This is a genomic window from Mucilaginibacter sp. OAE612 (assembly GCF_041806395.1).
In the GTDB taxonomy this organism is placed as follows: domain Bacteria; phylum Bacteroidota; class Bacteroidia; order Sphingobacteriales; family Sphingobacteriaceae; genus Mucilaginibacter; species Mucilaginibacter rubeus.
On record NZ_JBGMUW010000001.1, the window covers coordinates 3,414,150 to 3,431,041 of the forward strand.

A 16,892-nucleotide genomic window follows, 5' to 3' on the forward strand; every position below is an offset into this window, starting at 1 on the left:
GTAGCCCATAAATAAAAAAAAAAGCTGATTTTTGGTATCCGGCAATATGCCCCAAGCAATATATGACCGGATATAAATTTAACCGGATATAAAATTGGTCATTACAAACCCCAAATACGAAGAAGCACTCCTCAGGTACAATAAAAAGATAGCCGGGGCCAGCGTTGAGGATATGGTACTTAATGTAGGTCCGCAACACCCCTCAACTCACGGGGTTTTACGCCTGGAATTAATTACCGATGGCGAGATCGTAAAAGAGGTGATCCCCCATATTGGCTACCTGCACCGCTGCTTTGAAAAACATGCCGAATCATTAACTTACCAGCAAACCATCCCTTTTACCGACAGGATGGATTACCTGGCTTCGATGAACAACAGCCACGCCTTTGTAATGGGTGTTGAACGGATGATGGGTATTGACAAGGATATCCCTAAGCGTGTGGAGTACATTCGTGTACTGGTTTGCGAACTAAACCGCATAGCATCGCACCTGATAGCCATTGGCACTTACGGCATTGATATAGGCGCCTTTACCCCTTTCCTGTGGTGTTTCAGGGACCGGGAGCATATTATGGGGATGCTGGAGTGGGCGTCGGGCTCTCGTATGCTGTACAATTACATTTGGGTAGGCGGCTTATTTTATGACCTGCCGGTTGGCTTTGAAGAACGCTGCCGGGATTTTGTGGAGTATTTTAAACCTAAAATGGTTGAGCTAAACCAATTGCTTACCGACAACCAGGTATTTATTTCGCGCACAGCCAACGTGGGCGTTTTGCCGCTTGATGTAGCTATTAACTATGGTTGCTCGGGCCCTATGTTACGCGCATCGGGCTTAAAATGGGATTTGCGGCGGATTGATAATTATTCGGCCTATCCTGAAATTGATTTTGAAATCCCGATTGGGCAGGGCCTGATGGGCAAAGTTGGCGACTGCTGGGACAGGTACAAGGTACGTGTTGATGAAATTGAGCAATCATTAAGAATAGTTGAACAATGCCTTGACCGTTTGCAGAAAGAATTGAAACGTACGCCTGATTTTGATCCCCGTGCTAAAATGCCCCGCAAAACAATTCCTAAAGCACAGGATTATTATGTACGCTGCGAAGGCGCCAAAGGCGAACTTGGCTTTTATTTTATTACAGACGGCAAATCAGAGATCCCAACCCGTGTAAAATCCCGCGGGCCAAGCTTTAATAATCTTTCGGTGCTGCCCGAGCTATCCAAGGGTGTATTAATTGCCGATTTGATAGCAATTGTAGGTTCTATCGACTTTGTTTTAGGCGAGGTGGATAGGTAGACAACAATTATTATGTCATTGCGAGCGTAGCGCGGCAATCGCACGGAAGCATGACCGCCCTGTACGGTATGCGATTGCTTCGTCGTTCCTCCTCGCAATGACGTGACACTATTGTCAAACAAAAAAAGAGACCCCTCACGGTGTCTCTTCTCATTTTAATATATTAATTTTTATTGAGTGGGCTATTGATGATTACTGGTTATACACTTTAACCATAAACACATAATTTTTGAGTTTGCTACTCTGTTGAGTACGGCTTAATCCAGCTAATTTATTCTTAGTATTCAAATTAAGCGTTTTCGATAATGAATCGGTTGGGATATTTTGTATCGCTTTTAACAGGTAAGTTGATTTTTTAGCAAAATACGCACCTGCAACCTGGGTTTGACGCGCGGTAATAACACCTATCACGTTTCCTTTTTCATCAAGTAATGGTCCACCTGAATTGCCGGGGTTTACCGGAACAGAAATTACATATTCGGTAGTATCGCCCGAATAATTTGCTGCCGATGCTAAATAACCTCCTCCATAAACCATATTATCGGCCGGGTAACCGAGTGTGTATACGCTCTCTCCAAGATCGCCTTCGGCCCTTTTAACGTTATATGGTATAGGGCCAAGGTTTTTAAATGATGGATCATTGATCTGTAAAATAGCCAGGTCATACTGTGGTTCGGTATAAATAACCTTAGCATGAAATGATTCGCCCACGGCATTCTGCACATAAACCGAATCAGCATTTTTAATAACATGGTAGTCTGTAGCCAGGTAACCATTTGATGTAAGCGCAAAACCGGTGCCCCTGAAATTAGCTGGTGTCCTGGTTATTTTGGGTTTTATCGGAGTACGTCCATGGCCTATCTGAGCAACCGTTTTCTCCATGTTGTTGATCTTTTCGCTCAGTTGCTGATATTTTGACTTATCATTATTCAGCTTACCTGTCAGGATCAGGATAGTCAAAACGCCAAAGATCGCAATTGAAGCGGCTACCGATATTTTTGAATGATGATTACGCCACATGCGCACAATCCATACCGGATGGATCATTACTTCTTCTTTCAGCGCATGAACATCAATTTCATTATGAATGGCGTTTAAGCGATTCTCAAGCTCAAGGCGTTCGCCATATTGCTTCAGTAAGCCTATAAATTTAATGTGTTCGGTAACTTTACTTTCAACAGCCGCATCGTTTTTGCGAAGCAGCTCAAATTGAACACGTTCTTCGGCGGTCATGCTACCGTCGAGGTACCGTTCAATAAATTCTGTTAGTTGGTTATCACTCATCTCTTGATCTCCTTATTTCTGCTGAAAAAATAGTTTCTTCAGCCTTTGCAGGCATTTGTACTTCTGCGTTTTGGCATTATCCGCATTGGTGTAGCCAAACCGCTCACAGATCTCCTGCATCGATCTGTTTTTTATATAAAAATCTTCCATAATGGTTTTACAGGGTTCGCCTAATAACTGGAGCGCACTCTCCATTTTACCAAACTGGATATCCCTGTCGTTATGGTTATCAATTTCTTCTTCAACGGGTAAGTGTTCTTCAAAGTCCCTGATGTCACCACCATATCGGTTCATTTGGCTCAGCCTTTTAAGCCAAAGCCGCCGGCAAACTGAGTATATATATGTTTTAAGCTTACTGTTTAGCTCAAAATCACCCGCTTTAATTTTATTGTAAAGAACGATAATGGCTTCCTGATAAATATCCTTCGCGTCATCCTCATCGCCATTGTTGTTAATGATCAACTGTAATATCATCGGAAAATAAGTTGTGTAGAGCCTCTTCAGCACTATTTCCGAGTTATTAAGTATTCCAAGAACTATTTCACTATCTGTTGGAGCCGAAGCTTTTAAGTCTTTATTCACTCTTAATACTATTTAGGTCAAATTGTAACCCACTATTATCAAAAAAAATCAAACTAAAATAAATTAATAACATTGGCATTACATTTCATTACCTGTAACAATTGTGTGCTGCATTAATTTAACGTTAATACCGGCAGGTAAACAAGGTAACCCAATGTTAAAAACTATGCAGGCAAATCTGCAATAAAAAAACCGCTTGCAAAAACCGGTACGTAAACTACAAACCCTATGGAATTTACAAAGGTTTAATTTTTATGGGTTACCTTTTCAACTAATGCGTATTAAGTAACAAACGATCACAAAACGTTAACATTTTAAAAATTAAGAAAATGAAAAACACATTTAAATTAGCATTCGTAGCATTAGTTCTGGCAGCTTCTTTTTCAGCTTGTAACGGTGACTCTAAAAAAACTGAAGGTGATACTACTAAAACTACTGTAGTTGACTCAACTAAAGTTGTTACTGACTCTACTAAAACTGACACTACTAAAGTTGTTGCTGATACTACTAAAAAAGACACCACCAAGAAATAATTATTTCTGATAAGATAGAAAGTAGTTAAATATCATTTTTAATCTTTTTCTATTGATTTTTTAGTTATCCATCAATAAAAAAGGTGACTTGTAATTTTTTTTCAAAATTATGGGTTACCTTTTTTTATTTCTGGTATTAAGCTGTAAACTATTAAATCACTTATTAAAAAAATTAAACATGAAAAATTTCAATATTAGGCTTTTTAGCTTTAGCTATCGCTGTTTCTTTCGCTGCTTGTAAAGGTTCTTCATCATCTTCTGCTGCTGATTCAACTAAAGCTGATTCTTCTAAAATGGCTGCTGATACTACTAAAGCTGACACTTCTAAAATGGCTGCTGATACTACTAAAGCTGACACCACTAAAAAAGACACTACTAAAAAGTAATTTAACTTTTTATGTTAAAAAAAACGCCCCCGGTTTTCCGGAGGCGTTTTTTTTTTGCTCAAAACCGCCAAACAATTTCTATTGGTATTGCTTAATGTGATACATAATAAAATATGAAATATTCTGAATGGAAAACGCTTAGTGCCGAGGAGCGTAAAAGTATTGGCTGGCACCGCCATCCGCATATACGCACTGCTACCCTTTTTGCCATAGTTTTTGCGATAACATTTATTATTGTAGTGCTTGGCATAAGTAAAAACAGCGCAATTCATCTTAACCGTAAACCAACTGCAAAGGAAGCTTTTACCATGGCAAAATTATTTGTAAAGGAAAAGCTGAAACAACCTCAAAAAGCGGTTTTTCCTAACAACAGTTTTAAATCGGTTATTGATACAACAATTAATAGCTACGAGGTACAATCAACAGTAAAAATTGAGAACGATAGTGGCAAAATGGAACAATCAGCCTGGGAAGTTAAAATGTTGTATACTGATGGTGACTGGGCCGAGAAAAATAGCTGGCAAGTTAAAAATATAAACATTATCCCTCAACCATAAAACCAACCGCTTAACAGTAATCATAAAAAAGGAGCAGTTATAAAACTGCCCCCCGGTGGTTAATTAGTTATCAATAAATTTAGTGAACAGTATCCCGCAGGGCTTTAATCTCGTCATGAGCGTCAAGCAGTTCACTTTCCTGCTGGCTGATCGTTTCACGCAGGTAGGCTGGTAAATTTTCGTCTTCAAGCGCGGTACGGTATGCTTTTAAAATAGCATCTTCGCCAAATTCGCATTCCTCCAGCACGTTATGGGTATCATGCCCGGTAAACGCGGCTTTAACATCAAGCCAGGCCCTGTGTATTTTGCCGCTGGTGGTTGTGCCGGTTTCAATGTCTTTTCCAAAAGCACTAACCTCTGTACCCAAAGCAAGCCTGTAACCCTGGCTTTGGCCAATAAACCTTGTAAAAAGCGATTTCAGTTCAGTGTCGCCATCCTTCAAATCTTTTGAGGCGCGTTGATAGCCCTCAATCCTGTCATTGTTGATCTGTATCAGATCATTTAAAATCTCTACGGTTGCTTGTGTATTTTCCATGATTAGATGTTTTTATATAATATCAACCCCTTTAAAATTAAATTGTTTAATTAATTATATAAAAAATAATCCAAAATGAAAATTAGCTTTTCCCTCTAAATAAAGAGATCACCCAAATAATAATAGCGATAACAATTATTACAGCTATGATACCGGTTACTGCCCCGGCTTTAAAAATATCGCCTATAACCGAGCACCCGCTCATAGTTAATAAGGCGAAAATGAATAATAAAAAATGTGCGTTTTTCATGGTTAATGTTTGATAAAAAGGCATGCAATAATCAGGCCTTTTTAACCTCAGGCTTATTGTCGAAAACCAATTTCGATAACAGGATATTTAAGCTGATTAATTGTATAGCTATATATACAATATGTTTCCGGGGAGGATAAATAAACTGCCGCCTTTAACCGGAATTTAATCTTCGAAATATTTTCTAAATAATCTCAAATTTTTAAAACCAAACACTGCCATAAAGCGTTCATATATATAAGTTATAAACCAATTAAACATATCAATAATTTATAGAAGGTTACATGTTTACACCGGCTGGCCACAGCAGGTGTGCTGGTTTAGCATAAAATAATTTATTAACAATTTATCTCCAACCAACTATGATAATACCGGTACAACCAAACATTCAATGTGAAAACTGCATTAAATGCGGTAACAGGCCCCATGTTGAACAGCATAAAAAATATTGGGTACTTACATGCCCTAACAAGAGCTGCAAAAATTTTGTAAAAGCGCTCACTATCGACTTTGCCACCTGGAACCGGCTTAACAAAAAGGCCAATGAAATACCGGCTACAACTGAAACCTTAAAACGCACGGCTTAATTACAGGAGAAGGATAGCAAGCGCCATAAATCCACAAAAATTTTTTATGGCTTTAACTCAGATGAGTACATTTACACGCTACTCTACTGGCTAAGTTATGACAAATGCACTTCTATCAATAAATAAAGCAACTGTACGTTTTTTAAACACAACATTATTTACCGGCTTAAGCTTTAATATAAACAAAGGCGAAAGCTGGGCCCTTATCGGCGAAAGCGGATCGGGGAAAAGTGCCCTGTTACAAACCATAGCCGGGCGTTTTAATATCACAGGCGGCGAAATAGTTTATCATTTCTGGAATGATTACTCCAAATTTTTCAAGGCCAATGATATTGCCACGCCGCATAAGCTTATAGCACTGGTTGAGCCTAAACATCATTTCCGCAACCTTTCAAACACTACTGATTTCTACTACCAGCAACGCTATAATTCATCCGATTCGGAAGATGCGCTTACCGTTACAGATTATCTTGATACCATACCACACTTTCCCGGCACCGGTACATCCTGGACATTTGAAAGAGTAGTTTCATTATTAAGGCTCGAACCACTGCTCAATAAACAGATCATCAAACTATCAAACGGCGAAACCAAACGCTTGATGCTGGCAGCCGCCCTGCTTAAAAATCCCGTATTATTAATGCTCGACAGCCCCTTAACCGGCCTGGATGTAAAAACCCGTGAAGAATTTAATGGGATTATTGAGCAGATCATGGTATCAGGTATTAACATCATAATAGCCACCTCCATCCATGAAATTCCAACTGCTATTACCCATGTCGCCGTGTTAAGCAAAGGGGTTATTATACACGAAAGCCCCAAACAGGATTTTAAAGCAGAACTTTTTGAGCAGGATAAAAGCGATACGATTGATACCAACGAGTTGAATGCCTTACTCAACATCGATAAAAACCCGACCGCTTACAAGCACATTGTAAAAATGGATCAGGTATACATTAAGTATGGCGATAAGGTGGTGCTGGATGATGTAAACTGGCAGATTAACCCTGGAGAACATTGGGCTTTGTTGGGCCCTAACGGGGCAGGCAAATCAACGTTGCTAAGCTTAATCAACGGAGATAACCCACAGGCTTATGCTAACAACATTGTTTTATTTGATAAAAAACGCGGGACAGGCGAAAGCATCTGGGATATCAAAAAAAAAATCGGCTTCGTATCGCCCGAACTGCATCAATACTTCCCTACTGATAATAGCTGTTTGCAGGTAATCGAGTCGGGCTATTACGACACTCTTGGCTTGTTCAGGCCAAGCAATAAAGACCGTGCAGAAATTGCTTTACGATGGATGAAAGCTTTGGAAATTGAAAAGTACGCTCGCGTATTGCTCAAAAACATCCCGGCAAGTGCACAACGCCTCTGTCTGCTGGCCCGGGCGCTCATTAAAAACCCGGCACTGCTTATTTTTGATGAACCCTGCCAGGGCATGGACGATCATCAGCAACTCCACTTTAAAAACCTGGTTGATACCATTTGCAGCCTGGGTAATGTTACACTTATTTATGTTACCCACTATCAACATGAAATACCCAACAGTGTTGATAAAGTTTTGAGGTTGGATAAGGGAAAGGTAGTTTCTTGAGCTGAAAGCCAAAAGTTGAAAGCCGAAAGCTGAAGGAATAACAAGCTTTGGGCTTTTTGCTTTAGGCTTTCTGCTTTTCTATCTTTTTTGTCAATTATTTAACAGCCGTTAAAATCAAATTACCAACTTGCGTATATTTGCGTAATATGAATACAGCCGATCTGTTGCAGCGCGCGTTGCGGTTTGATTTTTTAACGCTTGAAGAAGGCGTTTACCTGTATAACAACGCCTCTACTGCCGAGTTGATGTACACAGCCAACGAACTTCGTAAAATACAGGTTCCGCATGGTAAGGTTACCTGGCAAATTGACCGTAATGTTAACACTACTAACGTTTGTATAGCCAATTGCAAGTTTTGTAATTTCTTTCGCCGTCCTGGTCATGAGGAAAGCTATATTACTGATATTGAAACTTATAAAAAGAAGATCGAGGAAACATTTCGGTACGGAGGCGATCAACTGCTGTTACAGGGCGGGCATCACCCCGACCTGGGACTGAAATTTTATACCGACCTGTTTCGCGAACTGAAACAGCTTTATCCGAAATTAAAACTGCATTCATTAGGTCCGCCGGAAATTGCGCACGTTGCTAAATTAGAAGGCATGCCGCATATTGAGGTACTAAGAGCAATGAAGGAAGCAGGCCTGGATTCATTACCGGGTGCCGGTGCCGAGATTCTTAATGATCGCGTACGCCGCCTGATATCAAAAGGCAAATGCGGCGGTAAGGAATGGCTTGATGTAATGCGTGCCGCTCACCAACTTAACCTGCCAACATCAGCTACGATGATGTTTGGCCACATTGAAACTATTGAAGAGCGCTTTGAACATTTGGTTTGGATCCGCGAGGTACAGGCCGAAAAACCCGAAGGCAACTATGGTTTTATAGCATTTATCCCCTGGCCTTTTCAGGATGACGGTACCCTCTTACGTAAAGTACGCGGTATTACCAATAATGTTACCGGCGACGAATATATCCGCATGATTGCCTTGAGCCGCATTATGCTGCCCAACGTTAAAAATATCCAGGCTTCGTGGCTTACCGTGGGTAAACAGGTTGCCCAAATTTGCTTGCACGCCGGTGCCAACGATTTTGGATCGATCATGATTGAAGAAAACGTGGTATCCGCAGCCGGTGCACCTCACAGATTTACCGCTAAAGGCATCCAGGAATCCATAAAAGAAGCCGGCTTTGAGCCCCAGCTTCGTACCCAGCGATACGAGTGGCGCGAAATCCCCGTTGAAATTGAAGAACAGGTTATAAATTATTAAGCCCTTAGTAGCAGTGGCAGTTGCAGTAAAAAAATAACTGCAACTAAAAACTGCAACTGCCACTGACTAAAAATGGAACAATACATAGAGGCCCTAATTTTTGCATCAGAGCAGGCAATCCGGTTGGAGGAGATCATGTATTGCCTCCAGGCTGCTTTTGAGCGCGATTTTGATATACAAGAAGTAACCGATGCTATAGGCAGGATCCACGAAAAATACCAGCATCATAGCTTAGCTATTGAGCTGGTTAAAATTGGCAATGGTTATCAATTTCTCACTAAAAAGGAATATCATGCTGTTATTAACCTTTTGCAGCTGCAACGGTCAAAGAAAAAACTAAGCCAGGCCGCTTTGGAAACCCTGGCTATCATCGCCTACAAACAACCCGTAACTAAGCCCGATATAGAACAGATCAGGGGTGTAAACTGCGATTATTCGATCCAAAAGTTACTCGAAAAAGAGCTAATAGCTATAATTGGCAAATCAGAAGGGCTCGGAAAACCTATCCTTTATGGTACAAGTGCTTTGTTTATGGACTATTTTGGCATTAACAGTATTGAGGAATTACCTCAACTTAAGGACTTTACAAACAACACGGCCACCATTGGCGAGCAATCAGAATAATTTTAATTTCTGTTTTAAAAAAAACCATTTTTCATTATTTTTACTATTGAATCAATAGGGTAAAAGATTTTAGAAACGCTTTTCTTTATCTGATTTTAATTATTATTATTGACAAAGTTTAATTTATAAAATCCATTACAATGGGAGCGCCAAAGAAACCGAACACTAAAAAGATCGAAAACTCAGATAATGATCCTGATGATGATGATGAGTTTGACCCAAAAGTGAAAAAGAAGGTAGTTGATGACGATGATGATGATTTTGACGGACCATTAGATGATGATCTGGGCAGGGGTTACGAGTCATTCGATGACGACGACGAAGACGACTATTAATTCTTTTTAATACATAACATTTACAAAGCATTCAGACTATGCCTCTGGATGCTTTTTTTATTATCTACCGGTAGCGTACAATAAATGAAAGTAACAGAAGTAAAGGACAAAGCAACAAAAAAGGCTTTTTTAGATGTGGCCCGCATCATTTATAAAGATGACGATAACTGGGTTTGCCCGCTTGATAATGATATTGAAGCTGTATTTAACCCGGCAAAAAACAACTTTCATCAACATGGTAAATGTACCCGTTGGATCCTGACAGATGACAATGACCATCTAATTGGCCGGGTTGCTGCTTTTATTAATGAAAAAAAGGCATACAATTACGAGCAGCCAACCGGCGGCATGGGTTTTTTTGAGTGTACCGATAACAAAGAAGCTGCCTTTCTTTTATTTGATACCGCGAGAAACTGGCTTAGGGAAAACGGCATGAAAGCCATGGACGGCCCCATCAACTTTGGCGAAAACGACAACTTTTGGGGCTTGCTGGTTGAAGGCTTCACTCCTCCCTCTTATGGAATGAACTATAATCATCCGTATTACCAGGCCTTTTTTGATGAGTACGGCTTTAAAACCCAGTACGCGCAGATCACTAACCATGTTGACGCTCATAAACCTTTCCCCGAGCGATTTACCAAAATAGCTAATTGGGTAGCAAAAAAGCCCGGATACGATTTCAGGCACTTTGAAATAAAAAAAATAGAAAAATTCGCAGCTGATTTTATTGAGGTTTATAACGATGGATGGAAAGATTTTGAAAACTTTGTTCCTATCACATACGATACGATCATGGAAAGCTTCGAAAAAATGAAGCCCCTGATGGACGAAAAATTGATCTGGTTTGCCTATGTAGATGATGAACCAGCATCTTTTATGATCATTTTACCCGATGCCAACCAGATGCTTAAACCGCTAAACGGCAAACTGGACCTGATAGGTAAACTTAAATTTTTATACTACCGCTGGAAAGGGGTATCCCGCATGCGGGCTATTGTGATGGGCACGAAACAAAAGTACCAGAAGCACGGCCTCGAATCGGCGATGTTTATAAAATTAAAGGAATATGTATTGCCTCTCAAGCGTTATGATGAGCTTGAACTATCCTGGGTAGGCGATTTTAACGACAAAATGATAGCCATCCACGAAGCAGTTGGTGCTACATTTGGCAAAAAGCATTTAACAATGCGTTACATTTTTGATTAGCCCGGTCAAACCGGGCCACCAAATTATGCGGTTACTTTTGAATGTCGAAGTTCTTCAAATAGCTCAATTACTTTTTTCTGCAAATCGATTACTTCAGTTTCACGGTCCATTAAGCGTTTGTTAACGGTTTCAAGCTCGTTAACAAATTTCTGATCCTGTTCGGTATCATTAAATGTAAGCAACTGAACTACTGACATTTCAAACAGGTTTGCTATCTGCTCAAGCCTTGATAAATTAATATCTGTGATCCCTGTTTCAATCTTTGAGAAAGCAGGAATTGAAATATCCAATCTCTTTGCAACATCCTCCTGGCTCCACCCCTTTTGATGACGTAATAATCTGAATTTTTTTTCCGAGAGTTTTCATTTGGTTAAATTAATAGTGTAGGTTTCGCAAAAGTTAATTACTTTACAATAATATTTATTATCACGCTAATTATCAACTAATTTGCGTAATTTTTTATTTTAAAGTGTAGTTAATTATTGCGATTGGCAAATCCCTTAAATTAAAGCAAATAAATCATTCTAAAACATACCTGCTACACGGTATTTTTTTCGAGTAATTTAGGTCTGGATTTTCATCCCATTGTAATTTAGTGCGCAAAAAAGCGCAAAAAATTCTTCTTTTTAAAATTAAAATTTCATTTTTGTACTGTAATATTTTTTATTACAGATAAATGAACGGACAATTTCAAATAGCAACCCATGTATTAACCCTGCTTTGCAAACAGCCGGGCGAGCTATTATCGTCTGACTATGTTGCCGGCAGTATGAATGTAAACCCTGTTCTGGTACGTAAAGAAATGCGCAAATTACGCGCCTGCGGGCTTATTGAAAGCAAGGAAGGTAAAACCGGCGGTTATAGCCTGGCTCTCCCCCCGCAAAAAATATCCCTTGCCGATGTTTATAAAGCTGTAAAACTGCCGCCGGCTTTAGGCCAGGCTAAAAATAAGCCCAACCCTGCCTGCCCTGTCGGTAAGCAAATTGGAGCTCACCTTGATCATTTGGCCGATGAGGTTGAAGCAGCCATTATCAAAAAACTAAGCACCATAAGCATTTTTGATTTTGTAAATCAATTTGATTAAAAAAATTTAAAACAAACTGTAACAAATTTAATTACAATATAAAAGCAAAAACAATGAAAATCGCATTAATTGGAGCCACAGGTTTTGTAGGCAAAGCCGTTTTAAACGAAGCATTACAACGTGGATACGAGGTAACTGCCATAGCCCGTAACCCGAAAACAGATATTGAAAACCCTAAATTGACACTCAAAACCGCCGATGTATATAACGTTGATGAGTTAACCGAAACATTGAAAGGACATGATGCTGTTGTAAACTCATTTAACGCCGGCTGGGCTAATCCTAACCTGTACAATGATTTTATTAAAGGGTCAGAGGCTATACAACAGGCCACTAAACAAGCTGGTATAAGCCGCCTGTTGGTTGTAGGCGGTGCAGGCAGTCTTTTTATTGCTCCTGGCGTACAATTAGTTGACAGCCCTCAATTCCCTGCCGAATGGAAAACAGGCGCCACAGCGGCCCGCGATTACCTGAACATCATCAAAAAAGAAGAAGATTTAGACTGGACCTTCCTGAGCCCGGCTATACACCTGCATCCCGGCACCCGTACAGGTGTATACCGCACCGGTACGGATGAGCCAGTGTTTAATGATAAGCACGAACACGAAATTTCAGTTGAAGATTTGGCAGTTGCTATATTGGACGAACTGGAAAACAAGCAGTTTGTGAAAAGAAGGTTTACTGTGGGGTATTAGCCCCCTCTAAATCTCCCCCTAAAGGGGGAGACTTTTAAAAGCGTTCTTCTTAAGCCCTCTCCCTTTAGGGGAGGGTTTGGGTGGGGTTTACTTTATAAACTTAGCAGCTACCCATTCTTTATCTTTTTTATGGGTAATGTATTTCAGGCCGTACTTGCGGGCTTCGTCGGTAATGATATCCAGGTCGGGCGATTCATAGAAACCACTGAAGTAAATCTCGCCATCGGTCTTTAATACTTCAGCATAACGCGGCATCTGGTCGATAAGAATATTCCGGTTGATGTTGGCCAGGATGGTATCATATTGCTCATCCGGGATAACTTCTTTTGACCCGCAAAGTGGTTTGATATTGCCCACATTATTCAAAGCCGAATTTTCGATAGTGCTTTCATAACAAACCGGGTCGTAATCAATAGCGGTGATATCGTCGGCACCCAGTTTGGCTGCCATAATAGCAAGGATCCCCGTACCGCAGCCCATGTCAAGCACTTTTTTACCGGCAAATTCATTTTCAAGCATCAGCCCCAGCATCATAGCTGTGGTTTGATGATGCCCGGTGCCAAATGCCATTTTAGGGTCTATCACTATCTCGTATTGAAACTCGGGTTTAGGTTCATGAAAGGTTGCCCGTACATAAATCTTATCCCCTATCTCTATAGGTTCAAAATTACTTTCCCACACCTCGTTCCAATTTTTCTGCGGAATGAGCGTTATCTCGTAACTAAAAGTGAACAGGTCTTTATAAGGCAATAATTGCTCATCAAGCGCCTGCTGGTCAAAAATATCTTCGGGAATATAAGCTTTAAAGCCAAGCTCAAGCTCTTCAAAAGTATCAAAACCTATCTCACCCAAAGCATTTATCAGCAGGTCCTGCTGGTAATCTTCGGTAGTGATGGTAGTAAAAAACAGTTCGTAGTAATTCATTTTGATTTTTTTCGTTGTTAACCTACACCAGAAATCCGGTCGGCCGGCAGAGAATTTAAGCTGCAACTGCAGGTTCAACCGGCTCGCTATCTGCGCTTGTCCTCTTCCTGTCGAGTAAATACAGTACAATAAAGTTAACAATCCAGTAAACAGCTTGTATTTCGGTCATATACCACCAAAAACTAAACAGGGGGCTATATCCATCTTCCGGCAACCATATAATATAGCTTAGGGCCCCGGCAAATAATATACAAACCAGGGCAATGCAGGCTCCGGCAATAAAGCGCGCCGAAGCTCCTTTATGTTTAACCCAATTCCAAAGCGGTATGATGATCAGGTACTGTGTGAGAATTCCATCTGCAAGCAATAAGGGCCAAAAAAGGCTGAAGTAGGCCATGAGGCTATACAGGTTACCGTTACCAATTTCGCCAATGCGCATAGGGTGATCGGGCATATTGAGATATACAACCGCCCAAAATACGCCAAAGTCGACCAAAACGGGTAAAAGAACTTTTAAAAGCTTCATGCTTCTGTTAGATTTGAGACGTGAGATATGAGATTTGAGAGTTTATTTTCATAAACAGCTCAAACCCGCTTTGGTTTGGGCCTTGTCTCAGATCTCATATCTAAAATCTCATATCTAATATTAATTAAACGTTTTAACAATATCCGTAAAATCGCGCGATTTCAAAGAAGCACCGCCGATAAGGCCACCATCAATATCAGGCTGGGCAAACAGTTCGGCAGCATTGGTTGGGTTGCAGCTACCGCCGTATAAAATGGTAGTAGCATCAGCAACTTCCTGGCTATACTTAGCGGCAATTTCTTTACGGATGAACTCGTGAATTTCCTGAGCTTGTGCTGATGTAGCAGTTACACCTGTACCAATAGCCCAAACCGGTTCGTAAGCGATAACCAATTTGGCAAAAGCTTCAGCATCAAGGTGAAAGATGCCATCTACCAACTGAGTTTTGATCACATCAAAATGTGTATTGGCTTCACGCTCCTGCAAAGTTTCGCCAATGCAGAAGATAGGGCGAAGATCATTTTTTAAAGCAGTATCCGTTTTTTTGGCAAGCAAAGCATTGGTTTCGCCAAAATACTGGCGGCGTTCTGAGTGGCCAAGGATCACATAAGCGGCACCGGTAGATTTAATCATCTTAGCAGAGATCTCACCTGTATAAGCACCTTTTTCTTCCTGGTGGGCATTTTGTGCGCCAACAGCAATTTTGCTATAACCTTTTGATAATTGCACCAGGCTATGAATGTGGATGAACGGACTGCAGATCACTGCTTCCTGCGTGCCGGTAGCCTCATCTTTTACCATGTTGATGATCTCTGAAAATAAAGCTAAACCTTCATTGTAATCAAGGTTCATTTTCCAGTTTCCGGCAACGATTTTCTTTCTCATGATTTTATTTTTTTATTTATTTAGTGAATGGTTGATTGGGTTGATTAGGTGAGTAGTTGCAAAGTTCAATTAAATGGTGATATTACCCCACTCACCTAATCAACCACTCACAAAAATCAAAACTGCCTATACTTCTCCGTCAGTTCAAATATGGCTGTTAATAAATTTTGTTCGGTTTCATCGAAATCGCGGTGATCGCGGCGGTCGAATACTTTCTGAGCGGTTTCAAACATTTTATTGATCAAATAAACTTCGAAGCCCTGCGCGCCTCCCCATGAAAAGTCGGGCACAAAGTTACGCGGAAAACCTGCTCCAAAAACATTGGCCCCTACCCCCACTACCGTACCGGTATTAAACATGGTATTGATCCCGCTTTTTGCATGATCGGCCATGATGAGGCCACAGAATTGAAGGCCCGTTTTACGGAAACGTTGTGTACTGTAATCCCAAAGTTTTACTTCTGCATAGTTATTCTTCAGGTTGGAATTATTTGTATCAGCGCCGATATTACACCATTCGCCTAAAACCGAGTTGCCAAGGTAGCCTTCGTGGCCTTTTGACGAATACCCCCAAATCACCGAATTATTTATTTCGCCCCCAACCCGGCAATACGGCCCAACGGTGGTAGCACCATAAATCTTAGTCCCCATTTTCACCTGCGAATGTTCGCAAATGGCAAATGGCCCGCGGATATGGGTACCTTCCCAAATTTCGGTATTAGCCGAAAGGTAAATCGGTCCGTTAGTCGTGTTAAATGTCGAACATTCGGCAACAGCACCTTCTTCAGCAAAAAAATCATCACCTATAATAACGTTGGTTGAACTGATAGCCGCGCTTGTTCGTCCTTTAGTAAGTAGTTGAAAATCTTTACGAAGCTCAATGTCATTCTTCCTGAAAATATCTTCAGGGTATTTGATCGATACAAAAAGGCTATAATAGCTTGCCACATCGCCAAAATCAGCATTAACATCAAAGCTTTCCGCATCCGCGGCATTAAGTTTAACGGCTATTAGCTGGTCGTTGTATTTAAGCGCCTGCCCGGTTTGCAGTTTATCAATTGCTTCAACCAGGTTTTCATCCGGACATACAGCGCCATTGATAAAAACGTTTTCAGCTTCAATATTTACCGGGAACTTAATCTTTAGGTAATCAAGCGTTTGAAAAGAATAAGCGCTTTTTAAATGCCTGGCCCATTTTTCGGCAATGGTGAGCATCCCGATACGAAGATCGGCAACCGGCCGGGTATAGGTAAGCGGTAACAGCGTATGGTGTGCGTTATCGTCAAAAAGGATAATTGCCATGGCGCAAAAATAAAAAAAGTCCCGACTGCAAAGCCGGGACTTGTAAATATTAATTAAACAAAAATTACTTTTTGTTGTAACGTGAGCGGAATTTGTCAATACGACCTGCAGTATCAACCAGTTTCATTTTACCGGTGTAGAACGGGTGCGAAGTGTGAGAAATCTCTAATTTAACCAATGGATATTCGTTACCATCTTCCCATTTAACGGTTTCGCGGGTATCGATGCAAGATTTAGTGATAAAAGAATAGTCGTTTGACATATCTTTAAATACAACTAACCTATAGTTTGATGGATGCAGATCTTTTTTCATTATATTATATAAACTTACCTTCTGTACTTTACTTAAAAGAGGTGCAAATGTAATAATAAAAGTGAAAACTGGAAAAGCAAATTAAAAATAAAATCAACCAGATACGACGCCTATCAG

22 protein-coding genes are annotated in these 16,892 nt (G+C 40.5%); 11 read left to right on the top strand and 11 right to left on the bottom strand.

What is annotated here, in order from left to right; genetic code table 11:
• Window positions 1-172 precede the first annotated feature (172 nt).
• Entirely contained in the window at window positions 173-1,297 is a 1,125-nt protein-coding gene (locus ABID99_RS14125) for an NADH-quinone oxidoreductase subunit D (protein WP_090526184.1), read from the top strand.
• Between the two features lie 192 nt (window positions 1,298-1,489).
• Here the strand turns inward: ABID99_RS14125 and ABID99_RS14130 are convergent, their stop codons facing one another.
• Both ABID99_RS14130 and ABID99_RS14135 read right to left on the bottom strand, forming a co-directional pair.
• Window positions 1,490-2,581: a S1C family serine protease gene (locus ABID99_RS14130; protein ID WP_373614113.1), complete on the bottom strand. Its 1,092-nt coding sequence runs from the start codon at window positions 2,579-2,581 to the stop codon at window positions 1,490-1,492.
• A gap of 12 nt (window positions 2,582-2,593) precedes the next feature.
• The gene (locus tag ABID99_RS14135) at window positions 2,594-3,163 is read right to left on the bottom strand and encodes an RNA polymerase sigma factor (protein WP_090524843.1); all 570 of its coding nucleotides are present in this window, start codon (window positions 3,161-3,163) and stop codon (window positions 2,594-2,596) included.
• Window positions 3,164-3,492: 329 nt separating this feature from the next.
• Here ABID99_RS14135 and ABID99_RS14140 point away from each other — a divergent pair, with 329 nt between their 5' ends.
• Window positions 3,493-3,696 (top strand): hypothetical protein, encoded by a 204-nt coding sequence (locus ABID99_RS14140; RefSeq protein WP_090524841.1) that lies wholly within the window; start codon window positions 3,493-3,495, stop codon window positions 3,694-3,696.
• A 172-nt stretch (window positions 3,697-3,868) separates the two neighbouring features.
• Here ABID99_RS14140 and ABID99_RS14145 read toward each other — a convergent pair whose 3' ends face one another.
• On the bottom strand, window positions 3,869-4,069 hold the full coding sequence (locus ABID99_RS14145) for a hypothetical protein (protein ID WP_373614115.1): 201 nt from the start codon (window positions 4,067-4,069) through the stop codon (window positions 3,869-3,871).
• 126 nt (window positions 4,070-4,195) lie between these two features.
• Between ABID99_RS14145 and ABID99_RS14150 the strand changes: the two genes are divergently transcribed.
• The gene (locus tag ABID99_RS14150; protein ID WP_090524839.1) at window positions 4,196-4,639 is read left to right on the top strand and encodes a hypothetical protein; all 444 of its coding nucleotides are present in this window, start codon (window positions 4,196-4,198) and stop codon (window positions 4,637-4,639) included.
• A 79-nt stretch (window positions 4,640-4,718) separates the two neighbouring features.
• Here ABID99_RS14150 and ABID99_RS14155 read toward each other — a convergent pair whose 3' ends face one another.
• Window positions 4,719-5,174, bottom strand: coding sequence for a PA2169 family four-helix-bundle protein (locus ABID99_RS14155; RefSeq protein WP_373614117.1), 456 nt, complete (start codon window positions 5,172-5,174; stop codon window positions 4,719-4,721).
• 82 nt (window positions 5,175-5,256) lie between these two features.
• Window positions 5,257-5,424: a hypothetical protein gene (locus tag ABID99_RS14160; protein ID WP_175489913.1), complete on the bottom strand. Its 168-nt coding sequence runs from the start codon at window positions 5,422-5,424 to the stop codon at window positions 5,257-5,259.
• A gap of 362 nt (window positions 5,425-5,786) precedes the next feature.
• On the opposite strand from ABID99_RS14160, the gene ABID99_RS14165 reads away from it, so the two are divergent.
• From ABID99_RS14165 to ABID99_RS14190, 6 genes are all read left to right on the top strand, one after another.
• A complete protein-coding gene (locus tag ABID99_RS14165; protein WP_090524834.1) occupies window positions 5,787-6,011 on the top strand; it encodes a hypothetical protein in 225 nt (74 codons plus the stop codon).
• Between the two features lie 97 nt (window positions 6,012-6,108).
• Window positions 6,109-7,611, top strand: a complete 1,503-nt coding sequence (locus tag ABID99_RS14170) for an ATP-binding cassette domain-containing protein (protein ID WP_373614118.1) — start codon at window positions 6,109-6,111, stop codon at window positions 7,609-7,611.
• Between the two features lie 146 nt (window positions 7,612-7,757).
• Entirely contained in the window at window positions 7,758-8,882 is a 1,125-nt protein-coding gene (mqnC, locus tag ABID99_RS14175) for a cyclic dehypoxanthinyl futalosine synthase (RefSeq protein ID WP_176624050.1), read from the top strand.
• A 72-nt stretch (window positions 8,883-8,954) separates the two neighbouring features.
• A complete protein-coding gene (gene scpB, locus ABID99_RS14180; protein ID WP_090524828.1) occupies window positions 8,955-9,506 on the top strand; it encodes an SMC-Scp complex subunit ScpB in 552 nt (183 codons plus the stop codon).
• A 140-nt stretch (window positions 9,507-9,646) separates the two neighbouring features.
• On the top strand, window positions 9,647-9,841 hold the full coding sequence (locus tag ABID99_RS14185; RefSeq protein ID WP_090524826.1) for a hypothetical protein: 195 nt from the start codon (window positions 9,647-9,649) through the stop codon (window positions 9,839-9,841).
• 84 nt (window positions 9,842-9,925) lie between these two features.
• Window positions 9,926-11,047 carry a GNAT family N-acetyltransferase gene (locus ABID99_RS14190; protein ID WP_176624046.1) on the top strand — a complete coding sequence of 374 codons (1,122 nt, stop codon included), beginning with the start codon at window positions 9,926-9,928 and terminating at the stop codon, window positions 11,045-11,047.
• A gap of 23 nt (window positions 11,048-11,070) precedes the next feature.
• Here ABID99_RS14190 and ABID99_RS14195 read toward each other — a convergent pair whose 3' ends face one another.
• The gene (locus ABID99_RS14195) at window positions 11,071-11,337 is read right to left on the bottom strand and encodes a helix-turn-helix domain-containing protein (protein ID WP_373614121.1); all 267 of its coding nucleotides are present in this window, start codon (window positions 11,335-11,337) and stop codon (window positions 11,071-11,073) included.
• Window positions 11,338-11,723: 386 nt separating this feature from the next.
• On the opposite strand from ABID99_RS14195, the gene ABID99_RS14200 reads away from it, so the two are divergent.
• Together ABID99_RS14200 and ABID99_RS14205 are read left to right on the top strand one after the other, a co-directional pair.
• Window positions 11,724-12,131 carry an Rrf2 family transcriptional regulator gene (locus ABID99_RS14200; RefSeq protein WP_354482130.1) on the top strand — a complete coding sequence of 136 codons (408 nt, stop codon included), beginning with the start codon at window positions 11,724-11,726 and terminating at the stop codon, window positions 12,129-12,131.
• Window positions 12,132-12,184: 53 nt separating this feature from the next.
• On the top strand, window positions 12,185-12,826 hold the full coding sequence (locus ABID99_RS14205) for an NAD(P)-dependent oxidoreductase (protein ID WP_354482127.1): 642 nt from the start codon (window positions 12,185-12,187) through the stop codon (window positions 12,824-12,826).
• An 87-nt stretch (window positions 12,827-12,913) separates the two neighbouring features.
• On the opposite strand, the gene prmA is transcribed toward ABID99_RS14205, so the two are convergent.
• The 5 genes from prmA to ABID99_RS14230 form a co-directional block, all read right to left on the bottom strand.
• The gene (gene prmA / locus ABID99_RS14210; protein WP_354482124.1) at window positions 12,914-13,750 is read right to left on the bottom strand and encodes a 50S ribosomal protein L11 methyltransferase; all 837 of its coding nucleotides are present in this window, start codon (window positions 13,748-13,750) and stop codon (window positions 12,914-12,916) included.
• Window positions 13,751-13,805: 55 nt separating this feature from the next.
• Window positions 13,806-14,276, bottom strand: coding sequence for a hypothetical protein (locus ABID99_RS14215; RefSeq protein WP_090524816.1), 471 nt, complete (start codon window positions 14,274-14,276; stop codon window positions 13,806-13,808).
• Between the two features lie 120 nt (window positions 14,277-14,396).
• On the bottom strand, window positions 14,397-15,161 hold the full coding sequence (tpiA, locus tag ABID99_RS14220) for a triose-phosphate isomerase (RefSeq protein WP_090524814.1): 765 nt from the start codon (window positions 15,159-15,161) through the stop codon (window positions 14,397-14,399).
• Between the two features lie 116 nt (window positions 15,162-15,277).
• Window positions 15,278-16,462 (bottom strand): GlmU family protein, encoded by a 1,185-nt coding sequence (locus ABID99_RS14225; protein ID WP_354482121.1) that lies wholly within the window; start codon window positions 16,460-16,462, stop codon window positions 15,278-15,280.
• A 64-nt stretch (window positions 16,463-16,526) separates the two neighbouring features.
• Window positions 16,527-16,775: a type B 50S ribosomal protein L31 gene (locus ABID99_RS14230; RefSeq protein ID WP_090524811.1), complete on the bottom strand. Its 249-nt coding sequence runs from the start codon at window positions 16,773-16,775 to the stop codon at window positions 16,527-16,529.
• Between the last annotated feature and the right edge of the window lie 117 nt (window positions 16,776-16,892).